18 protein-coding genes are annotated in these 20534 nt (G+C 74.3%); 9 read left to right on the top strand and 9 right to left on the bottom strand.

Going from position 1 to position 20534, the window contains the following annotated elements; all coding sequences use genetic code 11:
- The first annotated feature begins 177 nt into the window (after window positions 1-177).
- Together ACWDD9_RS22195 and ACWDD9_RS22190 are read left to right on the top strand one after the other, a co-directional pair.
- Window positions 178-624 carry a hypothetical protein gene (locus tag ACWDD9_RS22195; RefSeq protein ID WP_049652968.1) on the top strand — a complete coding sequence of 149 codons (447 nt, stop codon included), beginning with the start codon at window positions 178-180 and terminating at the stop codon, window positions 622-624.
- A gap of 83 nt (window positions 625-707) precedes the next feature.
- Window positions 708-1211: a DinB family protein gene (locus ACWDD9_RS22190; protein ID WP_380741200.1), complete on the top strand. Its 504-nt coding sequence runs from the start codon at window positions 708-710 to the stop codon at window positions 1209-1211.
- A 68-nt stretch (window positions 1212-1279) separates the two neighbouring features.
- On the opposite strand, the gene ACWDD9_RS22185 is transcribed toward ACWDD9_RS22190, so the two are convergent.
- Complete coding sequence (locus ACWDD9_RS22185; protein WP_449812446.1) at window positions 1280-2668, bottom strand: pyridoxal phosphate-dependent decarboxylase family protein; 1389 nt, start codon at window positions 2666-2668, stop codon at window positions 1280-1282.
- 312 nt (window positions 2669-2980) lie between these two features.
- Between ACWDD9_RS22185 and ACWDD9_RS22180 the strand changes: the two genes are divergently transcribed.
- The 3 genes from ACWDD9_RS22180 (at window position 2981) to ACWDD9_RS22170 (ending at window position 6725) form a co-directional block, all read left to right on the top strand.
- Window positions 2981-4339 (top strand): cytochrome P450, encoded by a 1359-nt coding sequence (locus ACWDD9_RS22180; RefSeq protein WP_449812445.1) that lies wholly within the window; start codon window positions 2981-2983, stop codon window positions 4337-4339.
- 135 nt (window positions 4340-4474) lie between these two features.
- Window positions 4475-5452, top strand: a complete 978-nt coding sequence (locus tag ACWDD9_RS22175) for a terpene synthase family protein (RefSeq protein WP_449812444.1) — start codon at window positions 4475-4477, stop codon at window positions 5450-5452.
- Window positions 5453-5525: 73 nt separating this feature from the next.
- On the top strand, window positions 5526-6725 hold the full coding sequence (locus ACWDD9_RS22170; RefSeq protein ID WP_449812443.1) for a cytochrome P450: 1200 nt from the start codon (window positions 5526-5528) through the stop codon (window positions 6723-6725).
- Between the two features lie 31 nt (window positions 6726-6756).
- Here the strand turns inward: ACWDD9_RS22170 and ACWDD9_RS22165 are convergent, their stop codons facing one another.
- The 4 genes from ACWDD9_RS22165 to ACWDD9_RS22150 form a co-directional block, all read right to left on the bottom strand.
- Window positions 6757-8043 (bottom strand): MFS transporter, encoded by a 1287-nt coding sequence (locus tag ACWDD9_RS22165; protein ID WP_449812442.1) that lies wholly within the window; start codon window positions 8041-8043, stop codon window positions 6757-6759.
- 68 nt (window positions 8044-8111) lie between these two features.
- The gene (locus ACWDD9_RS22160) at window positions 8112-8705 is read right to left on the bottom strand and encodes an ArsR/SmtB family transcription factor (RefSeq protein WP_449812441.1); all 594 of its coding nucleotides are present in this window, start codon (window positions 8703-8705) and stop codon (window positions 8112-8114) included.
- A 158-nt stretch (window positions 8706-8863) separates the two neighbouring features.
- On the bottom strand, window positions 8864-9550 hold the full coding sequence (locus ACWDD9_RS22155; RefSeq protein WP_449812440.1) for a hypothetical protein: 687 nt from the start codon (window positions 9548-9550) through the stop codon (window positions 8864-8866).
- A 71-nt stretch (window positions 9551-9621) separates the two neighbouring features.
- A complete protein-coding gene (locus tag ACWDD9_RS22150) occupies window positions 9622-10533 on the bottom strand; it encodes a S41 family peptidase (RefSeq protein WP_449812439.1) in 912 nt (303 codons plus the stop codon).
- Between the two features lie 58 nt (window positions 10534-10591).
- On the opposite strand from ACWDD9_RS22150, the gene ACWDD9_RS22145 reads away from it, so the two are divergent.
- Complete coding sequence (locus ACWDD9_RS22145; RefSeq protein ID WP_449812438.1) at window positions 10592-11098, top strand: ArsR/SmtB family transcription factor; 507 nt, start codon at window positions 10592-10594, stop codon at window positions 11096-11098.
- Window positions 11099-11141: 43 nt separating this feature from the next.
- On the opposite strand, the gene ACWDD9_RS22140 is transcribed toward ACWDD9_RS22145, so the two are convergent.
- The 3 genes from ACWDD9_RS22140 to ACWDD9_RS22130 form a co-directional block, all read right to left on the bottom strand.
- Window positions 11142-12032, bottom strand: coding sequence for a transglutaminase-like domain-containing protein (locus tag ACWDD9_RS22140; protein WP_074002884.1), 891 nt, complete (start codon window positions 12030-12032; stop codon window positions 11142-11144).
- Window positions 12033-12223: 191 nt separating this feature from the next.
- The gene (locus ACWDD9_RS22135; protein WP_449812437.1) at window positions 12224-15070 is read right to left on the bottom strand and encodes a poly(A) polymerase; all 2847 of its coding nucleotides are present in this window, start codon (window positions 15068-15070) and stop codon (window positions 12224-12226) included.
- Entirely contained in the window at window positions 15070-16866 is a 1797-nt protein-coding gene (locus tag ACWDD9_RS22130; RefSeq protein ID WP_449812436.1) for an RNA ligase family protein, read from the bottom strand. Before ACWDD9_RS22130 ends, ACWDD9_RS22135 begins: the two co-directional genes overlap by 1 nt.
- A gap of 198 nt (window positions 16867-17064) precedes the next feature.
- Here ACWDD9_RS22130 and ACWDD9_RS22125 point away from each other — a divergent pair, with 198 nt between their 5' ends.
- Both ACWDD9_RS22125 and ACWDD9_RS22120 read left to right on the top strand, forming a co-directional pair.
- Window positions 17065-17850 (top strand): class I SAM-dependent methyltransferase, encoded by a 786-nt coding sequence (locus tag ACWDD9_RS22125; RefSeq protein WP_375872929.1) that lies wholly within the window; start codon window positions 17065-17067, stop codon window positions 17848-17850.
- Between the two features lie 107 nt (window positions 17851-17957).
- Window positions 17958-18473, top strand: a complete 516-nt coding sequence (locus ACWDD9_RS22120; RefSeq protein ID WP_375872930.1) for a hypothetical protein — start codon at window positions 17958-17960, stop codon at window positions 18471-18473.
- A 23-nt stretch (window positions 18474-18496) separates the two neighbouring features.
- On the opposite strand, the gene ACWDD9_RS22115 is transcribed toward ACWDD9_RS22120, so the two are convergent.
- A complete protein-coding gene (locus tag ACWDD9_RS22115; protein WP_375872931.1) occupies window positions 18497-19522 on the bottom strand; it encodes an ArsR/SmtB family transcription factor in 1026 nt (341 codons plus the stop codon).
- A 270-nt stretch (window positions 19523-19792) separates the two neighbouring features.
- Between ACWDD9_RS22115 and ACWDD9_RS22110 the strand changes: the two genes are divergently transcribed.
- Entirely contained in the window at window positions 19793-20509 is a 717-nt protein-coding gene (locus ACWDD9_RS22110) for a flavodoxin family protein (RefSeq protein WP_375872932.1), read from the top strand.
- Window positions 20510-20534 lie beyond the last annotated feature (25 nt).

Genomic DNA, 20534 nt, shown 5'->3' with positions numbered 1-20534 from the left:
GGTCCGCCACGCGTGTTGGGCGAGGAGGCCGCGCATGGTGGCACGGGCCGGCGAGTCGGTACGGGATGTTCGGAAATCGGCCGTGGTGTCCGGTGCGAGCCGATAAGGTCGGTGGCGAGAACGGTGACGGTGCGTCAGTGTGCGTGCACCGTCCGAGCCGAGGGGAAACGCCGCACGATGGCACGCGTACGCAAGCAGGTGGAACTGCTGGAGTTCGCCGACGACCTCCACACCGACGACGTCACCCCGCTACGGGCCTTCCTGGCCGCCCGCATGAGTGAGCTGGTCGAGGCCCAACCCGAGGGCACCAGCGCCCGGTTGGCCGCCGCGCGACTGGCGGAGGTCACCGCCAGCGACTGCATCTTCCTCTCGGACGTCCTGGTGGCCTGGGAGGAGGTGGTCCTGGAGGGCCGCAAGGACGAGCCCGGCTGGACGCAGCGGATGCGCCAGGACGCCATGCTGTGGTGGAGGCGGCTGTGCGTGACGGCGGAGATGTTCGGCGACCACCCCGACCACCGCTCCCGCTGGCGCCCGCTGCGGTACATGAACCTCGCGCACGCGGAGCTCATCGCGGAGCTCACCGACGAGGCGGGCGGCGTGTACGGGGACGGGGCGCACCCGTGATCCCGGACGGCTGGGGGCAGTGGCCGTAGGGCTGTCCCGCCACCCTCGCGGTTGTGTCGGTGGCGGCTGGTACGGTCCCGCGCATGAGCAATCGTGTGCCCTTCACGGGTGGGGAGAAGGAAAGCCTCCGGGCGGCGCTGGACCGGCACCGCGAGGCCGTGCTGTGGAAGCTGGAGGGGCTGGACGACGAGCAGCTGCGCCGTCCGATGACGCCCTCCGGGACCAACCTGCTGGGGATGGTGAAGCACCTCGGCGGTGCCGAACTCGGCTGGTTCCGGGGGACGTTCGGCCGGGAGATGGGCCAGCTGCCGTTCGACATCGAGGCCGATGACGACTCCGACATGCGGGTGGAGCCCGGCGAGTCGACGGCGGACGTCCTGGCGTTCTACGCCCGGGCCCGGGCCGACGCCGACGAGACGATCGGGGAGCTCGCGCTGGACGACCTCGGCACCTCCTGGTTCGGCAACTCCGTCTCGTTGCGCTGGGTGCTGATCCACATGACCACGGAGACGGCGCGGCACGCCGGGCACATGGACATCCTGCGCGAGCTGATCGACGGCGGGACGGGGGACCACAAGCGGAGCTGAGGCCGGCCCGGAGCCGGTACCGGCCGGAACTGACACTGGCCGGTGCCGGCTTCGACCGGTGCGTCCGCTCAGGCCGTCAGCTTCCGGACGGCCCGGCCCAGCGCCTCCGCCGTCCGCCGGACGTCCGCTCCGGTGGTGCGCCAGTTGCTGAACGCCGCGCGCAGGGCGGGCCGTCCCGCGTAGCGGGTGGGCGTCAGAAAGGCCTCGTCGGCCAGCTCGGCGGCGAGCGCGGCCAGCCGCTCCGGGGTCGGGTCCGCCGTCAGCGAGAAGCAGACGACGTTCAGCCGGACCGGGGCGAGCAGCTCCAGCCCGTCGGTCCGCGCCACCTCCGCGCCGAGCGCCCGGGCGCCGGCGACGCAGCGCTCCACGATCTCCCGGTGCCCGGCACGGCCGTACGCCCGCAGGGTGAACCAGGCGGCGAGGGCGCGCAGCCGGTGGGAGTTCTCGGGCGTGAGGTGGACGAGGTCCGGGTGCTCGCTCAGCGGGCCGAGGTAGGCGGCGGCGTTCTGGAAGACCCGGGCCTGGAGGTCCGGGCGGCGGGTGAACTGCACGGCGCTGTCGTACGGCAAGTTGAGCCACTTGTGCAGGTCGACGCAGACCGAGTCGGCGAGGTCCAGCCCCGCGACCAGCTCCGCGTGCTCCGGGGACAGCGCGGCGAAGGCGCCGAACGCGGCGTCCACGTGCAGCCAGAACCCGTACCGTTCGCGCAGCGCCGCGATCGCGCGCAGGTCGTCGAAGTCGACGGTGTTGACCGTCCCGGCGTTGGCCACCACCACGCACGGCCCCGGGGCCTCCGCCAGCGCCCGCTCCAGCGCGGCCACGTCCACCGCCTCCCGGCCCGGCAGGACGGGCACCGTCCGCAGCGCCGTACGGCCCAGGCCCAGCACCGACAGCGCCTTGGCGACGCTGGAGTGCGCACTGCCCGACAGCACCCGGACCGGCCCCAGCGCGCCGACCCCGTCCTCGGCGACGTCCACACCGAGCCGCTCGCCCAGCCACTCGCGGGCGATCGCCAGCCCCACCGTGTTCGACATCGTCGCGCCGCTCACGAAGGTGCCGCGGTGCGCCGCCGAGAGCCCGAACAGCTCGCCCAGCCAGCCGACCGTCTCCCGCTCCAGCTGCTGACCGGCCGGGTCCAGCGAGGAGTTGGAGTTCTGGTCCACGGCCGAGGTCAGCCAGTCGCCCGCGAGCGCCGCCGGCGTCGCCCCGCCGGTCACGAACCCGAAGTAGCGCGGCCCGGCGCTCGCCGAAAGCCGGGGCTCCCAGCGCTCCGCGAACTCCGTGAGAGCGGCGCGCGTCCCGCCGCCCTCCTCGGTGAGCGGGGCGACGGCGGGCGGCCCGGCCCGCTCGACCACGGGCCGTTCGTCGAGGCCCGCCAGGAAGGCGAGCGCGTGCTGCCGGGTCTCCTCCAGGATCTCGGGCAACCGGCCGAGGTCGTCGGCGAGTTCGGGGTGCATGGGGGCTCTCCGTTGATCGACTGTGCGGTGCGGCCGAGGCTAGCCGCCGGGGCGGACGGCGTCCCGGTCCAATCCGGTCCTGGTGGCCTGGAACGCGGCCTCGGGGAACAGGGTGGTGTTCCCCGGGGCCGGAATGCGCGGGCGGTGGGGGAATTCACGCCGTGCGGCTCAAAATCACCCCGGTGGTGCAATTCCAGCCGGTCCCTTGACCTCTCCCGATCCGTCGGACGATGATCACCGTGCACCGCGAGCGAATGAACGTTCCAATACCGGGCTGATTTCCGGTCCGAGACTTCAGGGAGGTGCGGGGCCGTGCGTTCCATCAGCGCTTCCACGGCGGCGCCCGTGGCACGGGGGCGGGTTCCACTGCTCGGTCACCTGCCGCAACTCGCCGTCAAACGCGTGGAGTTCCTCCAGTCGATCCGGGCGCAGGGCGGCATCGTCAGGATATTCCTGGGCAATCGACCGGTGTTCGTCCTGAACTCGCCCGAGGCCGTCCACGAGGTTCTCCTGACGCAGAGCCGGAAGTTCGGCAAAGGCCTGCTGTTCGACGTCGCACGGCCTTTCATCGGCAACGGCATCATCACCTCCGAGCACGACGTCCACCTCCGTCAACGGCGCGCGCTCCAGCCCGCGTTCCGCCGGGACACCATCGCCGGCGGCGTCGCCACGATGACCGGCATCGCCGAGGAACAGGTGTCCTCCTGGCGCCCCGGCGAGGTGATCGCCATGGACGTGGTGCTGCGGCGGATGGTCACGGCCATGCTCGTGGCCACCCTGTTCAGCGCCGAACGCCCGGACGGCGCCCGGGCCGTCGCCGAACTGGGGGAGCGCGTCGCTGAGCACCTGAACACGGTGATGCGCGGGGTCCTCGTCGGCACCCTGCTGCCCGCTCCCCTCGCGTCCTCAGCCGCACTGGGGCACCGCCGGTACCTGGCCGCGGCCACGGCGCTGCGCGAACTCGCGGACACCGCCGTCCGGCAGGCCCGTCAGGACCCGGCCGACCGCGGCGACCTGCTGTCGATCATGTTCGTCGGCACCCCGGGCAACCCGCGGGGGATGACCGACGTGGAGGCCCGCGACGAGCTGCTGTCCCTGCTCATGGCCGGCGCCGAGACCACGGCCACCACCCTGGCCTGGGCGCTCCACGAGATCGGACGTCGCCCCGAACTCACCGAGCGGATCAAGGCGGAGTGCGACGCCCTGTCCGCCGGCGCCCCGCCCGGCGCGGCGACGCTCCCGTTCACCGAGCGGTTCCTCCGCGAGGTGCTCCGGCTGCACCAGCCCAGCTGGCTGCTGATGCGGCGCGCCCTGGAGCCCGTGCGGGTCTGCGGGGTCGACCTCCCGCGGGGGGCCGAGCTGATCTACAGCGCGCTGACGATGCACCGGGACCCAGCCCACTACCCGGACCCGCTGCGGTTCCACCCGGACCGGTGGCTCGACCGCCCCGAGAAGGACCTGCCGCCGGGCGCCTACGTCCCGTTCGCCCTGGGCAATCGGAGGTGCATCGGGGACCACTTCGCGATGACCGAGATGCTGGTCGTCCTGCGCGCGGTCGTCTCCCGGTGGCGGCCGCGACCGGTGGCGGGCCACCGGGTCCGGCCGGTGGCCCACGCGCTGATCCGGCCCAACGCGCTGCCCATGCGCGTCTCTCCCTGGCCGGGCGACTGAACCAGCCCCGTTCCGTACGGCTCCGATCCGTACGGCCCGGCTCCGCGCGGCTCCGTTCCGTACGGCTTCGTTCCGCACTGCCCCGACCCTGACCTGGCCCCGTTCCTGTTCCCGTTCCCGGAGGTGCACCTCACCATGACAGCCACGGCGGAGACCCTCTCCCCGGGCCCGCAGGCCCCGGCCCCCGACCCGATCCCCTTCCCGAGCCGGACCAGCCCGGACTTCCGGGCCGCCCACGACCGCCACCTCGACTGGCCGCGGTCCTTCGGCTTCCTGGCCACGGACGCGGAGCGGGACCACCACCTCAAGGGCCAGTTCCCGCTGATCGCGGCCATGTTCTACCCGAACGCGACCGGGGCCGAACTGGACATCGGCGTCGACCAGCAGAGCTGGTACTTCCTGTTCGACGACGCGCTCGACGAACAGTGGGGCGGCACGCCCGAGCGGGTCCGCCACCTCGTCGGACTCGTCCGGGAGGGCGTCACCGGGCAGGCGTCCCCGCTGCCGCTGGCCGCCGCCTTCGCCGACATGCGGAGGCGCAGCTGCTACGGCATGCCCGAGGACTGGATCCGGCGCTCGGCGGCCCACTGGTCCTCGTACCTCGACCACCACGTCCACGAGGCGCGCAGCCGGCAGTCCGGTGCGCCCATGCCGTTGAGCACCTACCTGCGGGTCCGGCGCCACACCATCGGGGTGGCACCGGTCGTCGACCTCGCCGAGCGGCTGTCCTCCTGCGTCCTGCCCGACCACCTGTACGCGCTGCCGCACCTGTCCGTCATGCGCGAGATGACGAAGACCTTCATCATCTGCGACAACGACATCGTCTCCCTGGAGAAGGACGCGGCCCAGGGGGAGCGGAACAACCTGGTGCTCTGCCTGGAACGGGAGCACGGGCTCTCCCGGGCGGAGGCGCTCGACCGGGCCCTGCGCCGCCGCGCCGAAGCCCTGGAACTGTTCACCGGCGCCCACCGGGCCCTGCTCGCCGGCACGGCGGCGGACCACCTCACCCCGGCCGAACGCGACCTGCTGCGGCGCTACTGCACCGAGGCGCTGCAGACCACCATCCGCGGCGCCCACGACTGGCACCACGCCTCCACCCGGTACCACGGCTAGTCCGACGCCTCCCCTTCCCCTTCCCTGTCGCGCGACCGCGCCCCCGGACCGATCCCGCCGAGGAGCCCGCACCATGCCCGATCACCGCTCGGCGTCCTTCGTCGCCTCCGAACGGGACCGGACCTGCCCGTTCGACCCGTCGCCGGACCTCCGCCGGATGCGCGAGGAGGGCGGCCTGCCGCGGCTGCGCGTGACCCATCCGGTGCGCGGCGAGATCGACGCCGTCGTCATCACCCGGTACGGCGACGTCCGGGCCGCCTTCGCGGAGGAGCGCCTGGTGACGGGCAACGGCATCGACCCGGCACTTCCGCGCACCCTGTTCAACCACCCGGGCTTCCTGCCCGCGTACAGCGGCCCGGAGCACGCCCGGCTGCGCCGGATGCTCACCGGCAGCTTCACCGTCCGTCAGGTCGAGCGGCTGCGGCCCGCGATCGAGGCGATCGTCGCCGAGCACCTCGACGCCATGGCGGAGCAGGGGCCGGTCGTCGACCTGGTCGAGGCCTTCGCCCTGCCGATCCCCTCGGCGGCGATCTGCGAACTGCTCGACGTCCCGTACGGGACCAGGGCGATGTTCCAGCGCTGCTCCCAGGTGATCATGAACGGGACCGCCGACGCGGGCCAACTGGTCGCTGCCTCCGACGAGTTGAACGCCGCCATGGCGGACATCATCGCCCGCAACCGGGCCGCCCCCGGGGACGGCGTGCTGGGCGCGGTGGTGCGGCAGCACGGCGCGGAGCTCACCGACGCGGAGCTCGTCGGCTTCGGCACCACCCTCCTGGTCGGGGGCCACGAGACCACCGCGACCCAGCTCGCCCTGAGCGTGCTGGCGCTGCTCCGCCACCCCGACCAGCTCGCCGCCCTGCGCGACGACCCCGCGGTCACCGGCACGGCGGTGGAGGAACTGCTGCGCCATCTCGCCATCCCCGCACCGCTCCTGCGCACCGCCGTGGCCGACGTCGAGGTCAACGGCCACCGGATCGCCGAGGGCGAGCACGTCCTGCTCTCCCCGCTGACCGCGAACCGCGACCCCGAGCTCGTCCCCGAACGACCGGACGACCTCGACCTGCGCCGCCGCCCGGTCGCCCAGCTGGCCTTCGGCTTCGGTGCCCACCAGTGCCTCGGCCAGCAGCTGGCCCGGCTGGAGCTGAAGGTGGCCCTGCCGGCCCTGCTGCGGCGCTTCCCGACCCTGCGCCTCGCCGTTCCCGAGGCCGGGCTCCGCTTCCGCGAGGGATCGACGGTCTACGGCGTCGAGGCGCTCCCGGTCACCTGGTGACGGGCCCGCGTCCGCGCCTGGTGCCGTGGGCTCAGCGGGAGGCCGCGCGGGGGAGTTCCGCGCGGCGGACGGCGGGGGAGGCGAGAGCGAGGGCGGCGCCGAGGCAGGAGAGGGCGCCGCAGCCGACGAAGACCGGGGCGGTGCCCCAGAGGCCGATGGCGGCGCCGACCACCGGGTAGCTGAGCGGGGCGAGGCCGACCATGGTGAGCATCACGACGGAGGTGACCCGGCCCAGGTAGGCGGGGTCGGCGGTGGTCTGGATCAGGGTGCCGTCCAGGCTGCCGAAGATGCCCGCGCCCAGGCCGGTCAGGGCGGCCAGGACGGCGGCGGTCCACAGCTGCGGCACCAGCGCCATGGCCGCCGCGCCGGTGCTGCCCGCCAGCAGGGTGACGGCCATGGTCAGACCGGCCCGGGGAATCCGCCCGACGACGGCGAGCAGCGCGGCACTCGCGGCGGCCCCGGCGCCGAAGCAGCCGACGATCCAGCCGTAGCCGGACGGACCCCAGCCGCGTTCGGCGTTGAGGAGGACCAGGCCGACGTTGAGGGTGCCGGTGAGGCCGAGTTCGCAGACGGCCCCGACGGCGACCAGCGGTCCGATCAGCGGGTGGCGGCGGATGTAGCGCAGCCCGTCGAGGAGTTCGGCGCGCGCGGTGCCGGGCCGGGGCGGGGTGCCGGCCCCGGACGGGGCGTCACCCGGAGGGGCTTCGAGCGGACTGATCCGGACGGAGAGCAGGAGCGGCAGGGAGAGCGCGAAGAGCAGCCCGGCGACGGCGAAGGCGGCGGCCGGGCCGCCCAGGCCCATGGCCAGGCCGCCGAGCGGCGGTCCGGCGATCTGGCCGAGGCGCACCGCGAGCGAGCGCAGGCCGGTGACCCGGGCCAGCTGGTCGGGGCTGGTGATCCGGGGCGGGAGGGCGCCGACGGCGGGGACGAACAGGGCGTCCACGGCGCCGAAGACGAGCGCCACCGCGACCAGCAGCCAGAGCGCGGGCGTGGTCAGCGCGATGGCGGCGGCCACCGAGAGGATGAGCAGACAGCGCACGGCGTCGCTGCCCAGCACCACCCGGCGGGGGTCGAGCCGGTCGGCCAGGACGCCGCCGCCGAGCATGAGCAGGGCGCGCGGGGCGGCGCCGGCGGCCATGACCAGGCCGACCTCGGCGGGGCCGGCGGACCGCTGGGCGGACCAGCCGAGGGCGGCGAAGTACACGCTGTCGCCGATCAGCGAGGCGGTGTAGGCGGTGAGCCAGCGCAGCACGTTGCCGTCGCGGTGGGCGGGCGGCGCGGCGGCCCGGCGGGAGAGGGGCGGTTCCGTGAGGACCATGGGGGACTCCGGAGGTCGGGGACACGGCGGCGCCGGTGCTCGGAGGCCGGGCCGGGCCGTGTCCGGCGTCAGGGGCGGAAGGGGAACCCGTACAGGTGGACGGACACGTGCTCGCGGCCCGCGGTGTCCCCGGCGGCCTTGGCGGCGTTGCCGCGCTCCCGCCAGCGTCGGGCGAGGGCCTGCAACTCCTCGCTCAGCTCGGCGAGTTCGGTGGGCTTGAGGTCGAGCAGCCACTCGGAGCTGAAGGCCGCGTCGGTCCACTCCCCGCCCCAGGCGGCGGCCTGGTCGAGGTAGGCGCGGTACTGGGCGACCCGGGAGTCGACCAGGCCCCTGGTCACGGTGCTGACGGCGGCCGCGCCCTCGGGCGTGCCGGCGAGGTCGGACTCGCGGAAGCCCCAGCCCTCCTCGGAGGCGACCTGCCACCACCGCTCCCGCCCGTCGGTGCTCCGGCCGCTCGCCGCGGTGACGAAGCCCTGCTCGGCGAGCTTGCGCAGGTGGTAGCTGACCAGCGAAGGAGCCTGGTCGACCTGCTCGGCGAGCTGCGAGGCGGTCGCGCTCCCGGCCGCGAAGAGCAGGCGGTAGAGCTGCATCCGCAGCGGGTTGGTGAACGCCTTCAGGCGGGACAGGTCGGTGATCCGGTCGGGCCGGGGCTTCTCGGGCATGCGTCGACGATAGATCTGAAGGAAAAATTGCGCAATAAAAATTTCAGATCTTCATGTCGGATCGTCAGGACGCCTGCGGCGGTCAGTGATGGGCGTCAACGGTCCTGTACCCGCCTGCCATTTTCGAAGCCGGTTCCGACGGGCGAGCCCCGATCGGGTCAGGAGTCCTGGACGAGCAGCCTGCCCTGGGCGCCGTCCTCGGACACGAAGGCGAACAACCTCGGCGACGAGCCGAGGTTGAGGTGGAACGGCACCCAGTTCGAGTCCAGCTGCAGCAACAGCCGCCAAGGGCCGCCCTCCGGCCACTCGTCGCCCTGGAAGAACAGCGGTGTTCCGCCGATCTTGTCGCCGTCCATCAGCTCGATGCAGCGGTCCCGGTCGGCGGAGGGCAGGGAGTCGAGTTCCCCGTCCGTCATGGAATCGGGCTCGTCGGCGGGGCGGAGGTCGACGGTGAACTCCACCTCCGACCCGTCGACTCCGTACAGCCCGGGGCCGGTCACCAGCGGGCGCACCGGGCCGGCGTAGTCCCCGCCCGGCTGCACGATCACCGCGTTCTCGCCGCCGTCGGGGTCGATGATGTCGGGGTCGATGATGTCGGGGTCGAAGAAGTGCTCCTCGTGATCGGCGTGGGTGAGGAACACGTAGGCGACCTTTCCGTCGCCGGCCGCTCCGATCACCGGGCCCAGCTCGATCTGACCGACGAACCGCATCGGCCGGTCCCATGCCGCGCTGATCGGCCACTGCGGGCCGGCCAGCCACACGGGCTGGCCGCCGAACTTGGTGGTCGGCGTGGAGATCGGCCGGCCGGTCGCGGAGAAGCCCTTGATGCGCTGTGTTCTCACCATGCCGGGCATCATGCCAAGTGACAGCGACATCACCCGTTGGCGTCCCGCAGAGGCGAGTCCGAGGACAGGCCCTACGCCAGGCGCGCCGCGGCCAGGGCCAGGGCGCGGTCGAGTGCCGTGTCGGCGTCGCAGGGGACGTCGGGCTGGACGCCGACGCCCTCCCAGTTGGTGCCCGAGACCGGGTTGACCGCGCGGGCGAAGGGCACGCTGAGCTCCAGGTGCGGGTGCACCGTAAAGCCCTCGCGCGGGTGGGCGCCGCCGCGGGTGACCTCCCCGACGACCTCGGCGCGGCCGAGCTGCTGCAGGTCGTAGGCGAGCTCCTCGCCCCCGGAGAAGGTGTCCGCGCTCGTCAGCACGTAGATCGGCTTGGTGCCGCCGAAGCGGGCGCCGGGGACGAACGGAGGCGTCCAGGACTGCGCGCCCACCTCGTCCTTCCGCGAGAACATGGTGTTCAGGTGGGTGCGGCCGTCGAGCAGGTAGGCGCAGACGAAGGCGACCGTGTTCGGGTCGCCGCCGGTGTTGCGGCGCAGGTCCAGGATGAGGGCGCGGGCGGGGGCCACCAGGGAGAGTGCCGCGGTCAGCGGCGGTGCCGCCCAGTCCAGCGGGAACAGCTTGGGGCCGATCTCCAGGACCGCGACGCCGTGGTCGAGGAGTTCCACGCGGGGAACGCCGTTCAGGAAGGTGTCGAACTCCCTTCGAACCATGGCGAGTACCGCCGCACCCGGCTCCGGCGGCACCGCCACGGCGTGGTACTTGAGGCCCAGGTGCAGGTCGCCGTTGACGGACCGCAGGTCCGCGGTGACCGCTTCGGACAGCTCCTCGGCGGATTCGGTCCGGTAGGCGCCCTCGGCGCTCCGGCGCCTCAGCAGGTCCGCCAGCTGCCCGGCGACGTCGGGGAAGACGTAGTTCTCACGGACCAGGTCGGCTATCGACTCGACGAGGGTGACGGTGTCCAGGGCGGACGGCGTTGTGGAGGAGGTCATGGAGAGGCAGTAGACCAGCGACTTGCCAAAGCGTCAACCGTACTTAACGCTTGATCAGATGAGTCACCGATCGGACGAGACCGTCCAGCAGATCAGCGCGCCGCTGCAGCACGCCGCGCTCGCCCACCCCCTGCGCCAACGCCTGCTCTTCGCCCTGAGCAGCCGTCCGTCGACGATCAGCCGGCTCGCCGCGCAGCTCGGGGCGAACAAGGGCAGCGTCTCGCACCACCTCAGGGTGCTGGGCGAGGCGGGGCTGGTCCAGGACGCGGGAACGCGACGGGTGCGCGGCGGCACCGAGAAGTACTACCGGCGGACCGCCGATCGCTTCTTCGTCGCCGAGCCGCAGGTCGAGGGCACGGCCGCGCTGTTCGGCGCCGTCGCCCAGGAGTTGGACCGCTCGCCCGTCGACCACCTCCTGGCACTGCGCCACCTCCGGCTCAGCCCGGCCAAGGCGGCGCGGCTCGTCGAGGCGCTGGCCGGACTGGTCGACGAGACGGAGGAGGACGCGGAGGGCGAGCCGGTGTACGGCCTCCTGGTGACGCTCTACCAGCAGGCCGGGGCGTAGGGGCGGGCTGCTCCGCCAGGAGGGGGCGAGGGGGCCGGGGGCGTCAGCGCAGGGTGACCTCGCGGGGGCCGTTGAAGGGGGCCAGGGACAGGACGGTCTTCGGGGTGCGCAGCGCGTCGTGCTCGGAGAAGAGCCGGCGGACGGCGGGGAGGTCGACCGGGCCGACGGTCAGGTGGGCGACCTCGTCGTACGGGGCGTGGGGGGTGTTGGTGGAGCCGGTGCCCCAGGTGTCCCAGAGGAGGGTCTCGACCTTGTTCAGGGCCGCGAGGTCGAGCCGGGTGGAGTGGGCGACGAACCACTCGCCGTTGAGCGGGCCCTCCTCGGGCGGGTGGACGCCGAAGGAGCCGGCGGTGGACCGGTCGGCGCGGATCGTGCGCCAGGCCCGGCCGGCGACCAGGAAGCGGTCGCGCGGGACGTCCATCGGGTCGAAGTCCACCCGCCAGGCGGCGGCGACCTTCGGGTCGGCCAGCTGCGGGTCGGCGAGCAGCCAGCCGCGCCGGTCGTCCCAGTACTCGGTGGCCACGTGGTCGCAGTGGAAGCCGTCCGGGCCGAGGTAGCCGGCGAAGCCGCAGCGCAACCGGGCCGGAACGCCGACGTGGCGGAGGAAGGAGCAGAGCAGCAGCGCCAGGTCCCGGCAGACGCCGACGAAGCGGTCGGCGGGCGCGCGCGGGTGGTTGAGCGGGGCCGGGTCGCGGTCGGTGATCAGGTGCAGGATGTCGTCGAGGTAGCGGGTCTCGGCGTCGTGGTGGAGCCGGTTCGCCGGAATGGGGTGGTGGAACAGCCAGCCTTCGAGGCGGTGGATGATCAGGTCGCGGGCGATCCGGGCGAGGCGGCGCGGATCCTTGGGGAGGTCGGCGTAGCGGGGGAGGTGGGCGCCGGGGTCGGAGAAGGTGCTCTGCCCGAGGTAGAAGGCGGGGAAGTCGGCGGAGGGCACGGGGAACTCCCATGGGGCTTCGGCCGCATGATCGATGGCTGGGCCGCTGGTCCTCACCGTGGCAAATTTCGGGGGCGATTGTCCAGAAGAGCCCGATGGGCAGGGGTGGTTCGGCCCATCGGGGTGGTCGGGTCGGTCCAGCAGGTGGGGGTGGTCCAGGCGGGAGGGATGGTCCAGGCGGGAGGGGTGGTTCAGCGGGTCGGGGTGGGAGCGCCGCCGCCGTCGACGTGCTCGACCCGGACGCCGGGCAGGTTCCGGGACCAGGCCTTGGCGAGCGGGGCGAGCCGGGTGGCGGAGAGCGGGTCGGGGCCGAGGCCGATCGGGAGGTGGAAGCGGCCGTCGGCGGTCCGGTACGGGTGGGGCCAGGCGTGCAGCCGGGTGGCTCCGGCGTCCTCCAGGGCGGCCAGCAGGGCGCGGACGCGGCCCCGGGCGAGGCCGAGCGACTCCTCGTCGGCGCTGACCACGGCCCAGGCGGCGTGCCGGCGGTGCAGCGGGGGAGCGGCGAGCAGGGCGGGCCACGGGGGTTCGGCGGCCTCGGTGGTGAGTTCCCAGGCGCGGTAGAGCTCCTCGGTGAGCAGGTCGCGGGTGTCGGCGCTGACCTGGGTGGTGCAGCTGCGGACCGGGGCGGAGGGGGTGAGGACGGTGAGCGGGCCGGAGGAGGGTGGCGTCGGACCACCCGTGAGGGCGACGGGCCGGCGCCAGTCCCAGCCCGCCCAGGTCTCGGTGAAGCGCTGGAAGAGGTCGTCCTCGGGGCCGTCGGGCGCCTCCAGGACCGTCCGGGCGGCCAGCACCGACCAGGCGAGCGAGGGCAGTTGGCCGAAGGGCGCGGAGTCCAGGCCGCGCGCCCGCGCCCAGGCCTTGACCTGGCGGGCCAGCCGGACGAAGCGGGCGTGGCGGTCGCCGAGCGCCGCCAGGACCGCCTCGGCGTCCGTGACGGCGCTCAGCGCGACGGCCTCCGCCTCGCCCAACTCCGTACGACGGTCTACGGCTTGGGTCGGATCGAGAGCGCCGGTGAAGACCACCACGAGGTCGACCGACAGGCCGTCGGCGGTCAGCCGGAGCCCCGGCACCCGGGCACCGCGCACCTCGCGCAGCCGCCGGGCCTCCGGCAGCGCGGCCGCCACCCGGGCGCGGACGGCGGGCAGATCGGCGGCGGCGGGCAGCGCCACCACCAGGTCCAGGTCGCCTCCGTCCAACTGGCAGCCGAGCCGTCGGGAGCCGACGGTGTGCACCACGCCCTCGGGCAGGGCCGCCGCGATCCGGCTGGCCAACTCCATTGCTGCCAAGGCGTGTTCGGGCGGCTCCGGGGCCGGTGAGGCGAGCGGCTGCTCGGGCACCGGCCGAACCTCGCCGGTCCCCAGCGAGACCACGGCGCGCGGCCGCATCGGCTCGGCGCCCCGGCGGGAGAGCACCACCAGCTCGCCGACCCGGGCCGAGGCCCCGGTCAGCCGGGCCGCGCAGTCGGCGGCCACCCGCTGCGGGTCGGCGCTGCGCCCGAGGCTCAGGTGCGGGGTGAAGCCCTCCGCCCGGCCGCGGCAGCGCGGAAAGCGCCGTTCCAGCGCGTGCCGCAGCGCCGACCAGGGTGCGGCGGAGGCGGCGGCCGGGTCCAGCCAGACGGTGGCGTCCTCGCGGTGCCCGAAGGTGTGCACGCCCTCCAGCCGGGCGGTGAACGGCGCGACCTCGGCGGCGGCCGCGCCCAGCAGCGGCAGGGCGCGGTCGAACTCGGCCTCCGGGACGAAGCCGAACAGCAGGTTGACGTGCGGGGGCCAGCGGCGCACCTGCGGGTCGTATGCCTCGCGCAGGTGCTGGATCGGCGGCCACAGCTCCTCGGGCGGCAGCCAGGCGACGGCGGTGCGGGCGGTGGGCGCGGCGTCGAGGACCATGGCGCCGTCGCCGTCGCCGCTTTCGAGGAGGAGGTCGACGGCCACGCCGTAGTGGTCGGAGGGCAGGAGCCCGTCCTCGTCCGGGCGGTCGCCGAGCAGGACGGCCGCGGTGGCGCGGGTGCCGTCGGCGCGGTGCAGGACGCGGTCCAGTCGGCCCGGTCGGCCGGTCAGCGAGGAGACCGCGGCGAGCGGGTTGGCCGTCGGGTCGAAGGTGGGGGTGTCGTCGCCCGGCCCGTGCACCTCGGCCCAGGCGTCCCGCAGGCCGAGCGCGGCGGCCGGGCCGGCCGGGCCGGAGCGGCCGTCGTTGAAGTCCCCGAGCAGCAGCAGCTCGCCCTCCACGCCCGCCAATCCCTCGGCGAGCCGGGCGAGTTCGGAGCGGCGGCGGTCGGCGCCGTCCGGGGAGTGGTCGCTGCTGAGGTGGACGGCGGCGACGGTCAGCGGAGCGCCGGGGGCCCGTACCGAGAGGGCCGTGACGGCCTTGTGCGGGCCCAGCGTGTGCCGCCCGGCCGCCAGCACCGGCAGCCGGCTGAGCAGCAGCAGGCCGTGGTCGTCGACCTCCGGCCCGAGCGGGTCGGCGCCGAGGGCGTACCCGGCGCGGACCCAGGGCGCCGTCAGCAGCAGGGCGATCAGCTCCGGCTCGACCTCCTGGAGGGCGATGACGTCGGCGTCGGCGGCCGCCAGCGCGGCGAGCAGCAGCGGGCGGCGCCGGGCGGTGGCGATCCGGTCGGCGTCGTAGCGGTCCCACAGGGTGTTCCAGGTGACCACGCGCAGGCCGGTGGCCGTGGCGGCGGTCTCGGCGGTCTCGGTGGTCTCGGTGGTCTCGCCGGTCCGGGCCGGCCGCCAGCCGCCGTCCGGGTGCCAGGCGTACGGGGTGGTCGCGGTGAAGAAGGGCGCGGGCAGGAGCGGCGGGTCGGTGCGGCGCCCGGCCTCGGTGCGGTCGAGCAGGTCCACGCCCGAGGCGCGGTCCCAGACCCGTACGCCGTCCGCCTCGACCCAGTGCACCCGGTGCCAGGGGATCTCGCCGGAGGCGGTGAAGGCCTCCAGCGGGACGCGCTCGGTGCGGTCGTCGCGGTGGCGCACGCCCAGGGAGAACCGCGCCGGGTCGAAGCGGGCGTCCCAGCGGATGCGCTGGCAGATCTGTTCGATGGGGCGCATCAGTCCTCCTGCTCGTCGAGCGTGCCCGCGGTGTCCTCCACGGTGCCACCGGGGCCGACGTACCAGGTGCGGTGCGCCTGGCCGGGGTAGGGCGGGCCGAAGCGGTGCAGCTGCGCGGTGAGCACCTGGTCGGGCACCGGGTGCGGGCGGACGGCGTTGCGGCGCAGCAGCTCCTCCTCGCCGACCACCAGCACCACCTGGGTGACCAGGGCGTCGCGGCGCTGGGCGACGGCGTGGACGTGGGAGCGCTGCTGGCGGTTGAGCGAGGTGGCGTCCCAGAGGGCGGTGGCGCCGGTGGATCCCGCAGGGTCACCGGTGGATTCTCCAGGGCCGGGGGCCGGTGCGGCGGCCAGGGCGGCGTCCAGCCGGGCCAGGCCCTCGCGCAGCACGTCGGCGTTGTCGCGCTGGTCGGCGCGCGAGCCCCGGGCGGCGCGCAGGTCGTCCAGGCTGATCCGGGCGGTCACGCCGCCGAGCCCGGCGGCGAAGCTGCTCTTTCCGCTGCCGGAGGGGCCGCACAGGTGGACCAGTCGGGGGAACCGGCCGTCGCGCCAGCGCCAGGTGGCCGCGACGGCCTCGTCGGCGGTGGCGATCCGGCCGAGGGCGTACGCCTCGCGGGCCTGGGCCCAGCAGCGGTCGGCGGCGTCGCGGTCCAGACCGGCCAGCGCCGTCCGCAGCTCGGCCCGCAGCCGGGCGAGCGGAGCTTCGGCGAGCAGCCCGGCGTCCTCGGCGTACAGCGCCGACCAGGCGACCTGCTCGCGCTCCGCCCGTCCGGGGGCGGCGGTCGCCGCGACGGCGTGCAGCACTCCGAGGTCGGCGGCCGCCGAGAGCCGGACCAGCCCGGCGCGGCGCTCCTCGTCCGGGTACGGGTGCTGGAGGGCGGGGTGCAGCCCGACCAGGTCGGCGACCCGTCGGGCCAGCGGCAGCCCGAGCGGCCCGGCCAGCAGCGGTGCCAGCGACTGGCGGTGGGCGGTGCGCAGCGCGGTGGCGAGCACGCCGGCCAGCCGGGCGTCCCCGCCCCGGCCCAGCTCGTCCAGCCGGGCCGACACCTCGGCCAACTCATCGGGAGAGCAGGAGAGTTCGGGTATGCCCAAGGCCGCCGCGAGGGCGGCGGGCTCGGGCAGCGCACCGGAGCGTACGGCCCAGAGCGCGGAGCCCAGGGCGAGCCCGTTCTCCACCACCGCGGCGTGCATCCAGTGGGTGTCGGTACGCACGTGCCGCGGACGGACCCACTTGGCGACCCGCTCGCCGAACTCGGCCCGGGAGAAGCCCCGGACCGTCCGCACCACGTACCCCTCCTGCCGGTCGAGGTCCAACCGCAGGGCGCGCAGGGCCCGTTCGTCGTAGCGGCCGCGCCACAGCACCCGGGGGACGGGCACGCCGAGGCGGCGCAGGAAGCGGACGGTGTCGTCCCAGTCCAGGCAGTGGTCGCCGTCGAGGTCCCCGCCGTCGGTGCCGCCCGTCCAGACCGAGAAGCCGTAGAACCAGCTCTCCAGGTCGGTGTACGGGATCGAGTGCCGGGCGAACAGGTTCTCGCCGCAGATCCGCCAGCCGTCCGGGACGCGCGGGGCGATCCGGCTCTGGAGGCCCTTCACCCAGGCGCGGGAGGGGTGGTGGGCGGAGTCCAGCGAGCGGGCGTGCAGGCCGTCGCGGTAGAGCGTGGTGTTCTCGCCGTCGAGCTTCTCGGTGACGACGACCTCGGCGCCGGCCAGCGCGGACAGGTCCCCGGTCCGTACGTCGTCCGCCGCGGTGCCCGGTGACCAGGGCAGATGCGGCGTCCGGGGGTAGTGCACACGCATGTCCGGCTCCCTGGGCGTTCTTGATCAGGCGGACACTGTAGGAGCCGCCACGGACGCCGGGCCACCGATTAAACGGGGCCTGGCGGTCGCGGAGCGGCGTGGCCGACACGCGGGCAGGAACGTCCCTGCACCCCCGCGCAGCCGCCACGGGGTGCAATGGGCGCCACCTGGCACACCGTCAACAGGGGAGGCCGACAGGTGGAGACGACGACGAGGGACGCGGACCCGGTCCGAGTCCTGGACGTGACGAGCGCCGACTACCGCCGGGCGTTCGAACTGTTCCTGGCCGGGACGGACGAGAAGCCGATCACCCACGCCCGGCTGAGCGAGATCGTGGCCACCCTGCCGCACCGCCGGGTCCTGCTCGACCTCGGCGCGGGCGACGGCCGCACCACCGCCCACCTGAGCCGCTCCTTCGACCGCACGATCGCGGTGGAACCCAGCGCCGCGATGCGCGAGAAGCTCGGGGTGGCCTGCCCCGACGCCCTCGTCCTCCCGGAACCGCTCGACCGGGTCCACCCGCCCGAGCAGGCCGACCTCGTCCACCTCTCCCACGTGCTCTACTACGTGCCCGAGGCGGACTGGTTCGGCACCGTCAGCCGCGCCCTGGACTGGACGGCACCCGGCGGCACCCTCCTGGTCGTGCTCCAGAACCCGGAGAGCCCGTGCATGCGGATGGCCGCGCACTTCACCGGCGTCCGCTACGACCTCGCCCCGCTCGCCGACCGCCTGCACGAGCGGCACCCGGAGCACGACTACGCCCTCGAAACCCTCGACCTCCACTACCGCGCGCCCGACCTCGCCGAGGCGGTGGACGTCGCCGAGTTCATGGTCAACGTCGCCGACCTGGCCACCCTCGACCCCCGCCCCTCCCGCGCGGCCCTGGCCGCCTACGTCCAGGAGCACTTCGCCCTCCCCGGCGGCGGCTACGGCATCGGCCACACCCAGGACATGCTCGTCATCCGCCGGGCCGACCGGGCCTGAGTCGCCCCCGGCCCTCGCCCCCTCCCGGCAGCCCTCGTGTGTGACGATCACTGCGGGCAGGACGACCCGCGCGGCGGGTGGCGCCGCGACACCACGGGAGACCCCGCATGGCCGACCACTATCCGTACCGCATCGCGACCAGGAGCGGGGACCTGACGGTGATCTGGCGGCCCGGCGAGGGCGACGCACCCGATGAGCTCCTCGTCGACGACCTCGGAGGACTCCTCGTCTTCCGGGACATTGAAACGCTGCGGGACCACTGTGATCGCAACGGTCGGCAGCTCGTCTGGGAGGGCGAGGGCACGCTCGACCTGGCCGCCGTACGGCGATGGGTCGAGCACCCCGAGCCCGGCCCCGACCCCGGCCCGGTGTCGGCAGGACTGCTGCTGGAGGCGTGGAACTTCTTCGAAGACCTCGCCCACAGCGTGACGGTCGGCCCGCCCCTTCCCTCCCAGGGGCCGGTCCACGACAGCGCCTACGAGAAGGTCTTCGGCGGCGACACCCTCGAACCGGCCGCCGACGAGGAAGCCCTGACGGACGAGGAGACCGCGGCCGTACGTGGACTCCTGCGAGCCGGGCTGGACCTCTGGGAGGACGCTGGGCGTCGGTCCGGCGCCGACTGATCGGTGGGGTGGTAGTGGGCCGCTCAGGGCCGTCCGGAGGGCGCGTCGAGCACCGCGATGCCCGTCGGGGTGGCGACGTGGGCGGCCGTCTGGCGGTCCCGGCGGGTGGCGATCAGGCCCGCGTTGCGCAGCGTCGTGGCGTGCTCGCTGGCGCTGGCCATGGAGATGCCGACGAGCGCGGCGAGCTGCCGGGTCGAGCAGCCCGGGTGACCGGCGATGGCGCCGAGCACCGCCGCCCGGGTGTGGCCCAGCAGGGCTCCGACGGCGCCGACCGCCGGCGGCGTCTCCCGACGGCCGCCGGACGGGATGGCCGGGAACAGCGGCGTGGCCGCGCCCTCCTGGAGCCGGGCCACCGGATAGGTGAGGACGGGCTGGGGCACCGCGTCGAGGTTGACGATCGGGGCCTCGACGGCGAACACCGACGGCTGGAGCAGCATCCCCTGCCCGGCCAGGTGCACGTCGGCGTCCAGACCGGAGACCGTCGCGATCTCCAGCACGGGCGCCTGCCAGCGGACCCGCCGCGGGTTGAGGCGCGCGAGCAGCGCCTCGACGCCGCCGCCGAGCAGCTGGCGGGACCGCACCGCCGCGTCGGCCGCCGTCAAGGCCTCGACCTCCCGCCAGTGCGGGACGAGGGCATGGCCGGCCACGTGCTCCAGGCTGTCGCACAACTGCCGCAGCAGCAGCGGGTCGTCGGGCAGCCGGCGGGCCCACGAGGGCAGGGGCTGGTGCCGGGCTGTGTTCTCCAGGCTGGCCCGTACGCGGCTGCGGGGCGTGGCACGGACCTGTTCGATCAGCTCGGCGGGCGTCGCGGCGTTCGCGCCGCTCAGGAAGTCGGTGATCCGCCCGCGCGAGGGCATGAGGGCGAGGACCATGCGCGAGGCGGGCTGCAGGGCGGACAGGGTGCGGTGGCGCCAGGCCCCGAGCCGTACCGGCTGGGTGCGCTCCTGCAGCTGCCGCGCCGCGGTGCTCAGCTCGATGCAGGGCGCCGGTCCGTCGGCGACGCGGGTCCGCGCGAGGTCCTCCATGGTGAAGTGGATGCGTAACGGCACGTCGTCGCCCTCTCCCCAAGCCCGGCCGGCGCCTCCGCCGGTGCTGCCGTCCTCCTGCGCTCGACGGCCATCCTCGTCGAGGGCGTGCGTACGGGCCAGTAGGGGGACGGGCCGGAATCGGGACCGGGCCGCCGGCCCCGAACGCTCGATCAGGTGGTGTGCGGTCAGGCGACCGGCCCAGTTCCGCGAGCGCCCACGAAGCCGGACTGGTGAGCTGTACCGGGAGTCCGCGGCCCGACCGGTCTCCTGCCGCTCCTGGAGGAGGAATCCGTGCCGGACCCGACGACGTCCTACGCCGACCTGCGCGCCCTGGTGATCAACTGCACCCTGAAGCGCTCCCCGGAGCGCAGCCACACCCAGGGCCTGATCGACGTCAGCACCGGCATCCTGGAACGCCAGGGCGTTACGGTCGACGTCCTACGGGCGGTGGACATCGACATCGCGACGGGCGTCTGGCCGGACATGACGGAACACGGCTGGGAGACCGACGAGTGGCCCGTCATCTACTCCCAGGTGATGGCCGCCGACATCCTCACCCTGGCGGGGCCGGTCTGGCTCGGCGACAACTCCTCCGTCATGAAGAAGGTCATCGAGCGGCTCTACGCCTGCTCCTCGATCCTCAACTCCGAAGGCCAGTACGCCTACTACGGCCGGGTCGGCGGCTGCCTGATCACCGGCAACGAGGACGGCGCCAAGCACTGCGCGATGAACGTCCTCTACAGCCTCCAGCACCTCGGCTACACGATCCCGCCCCAGGCCGACGCCGGCTGGGTGGGGGAGGCCGGCCCCGGCCCGTCCTACCTGGACCCCGGCTCCGGCGGCCCCGAGAACGACTTCACCAACCGCAACACCACCTTCATGACCTGGAACCAGCTCCACCTGGCCCGCATGCTCAAGGACGCCGGCGGCATCCCGGCCCACGGCAACCAGCGCTCCGAATGGGACGCCGGCTGCCGCTTCGACTTCGAGAACCCCGAGCACCGCTGAACTCGTGCCTGGCCGACGCAGGATC

This window comes from Kitasatospora sp. NPDC001119 (assembly GCF_053598475.1).
The sequence above is the reverse complement of the archived record's forward strand: the minus strand, read 5'-3'. Positions and strand labels throughout refer to the sequence as shown.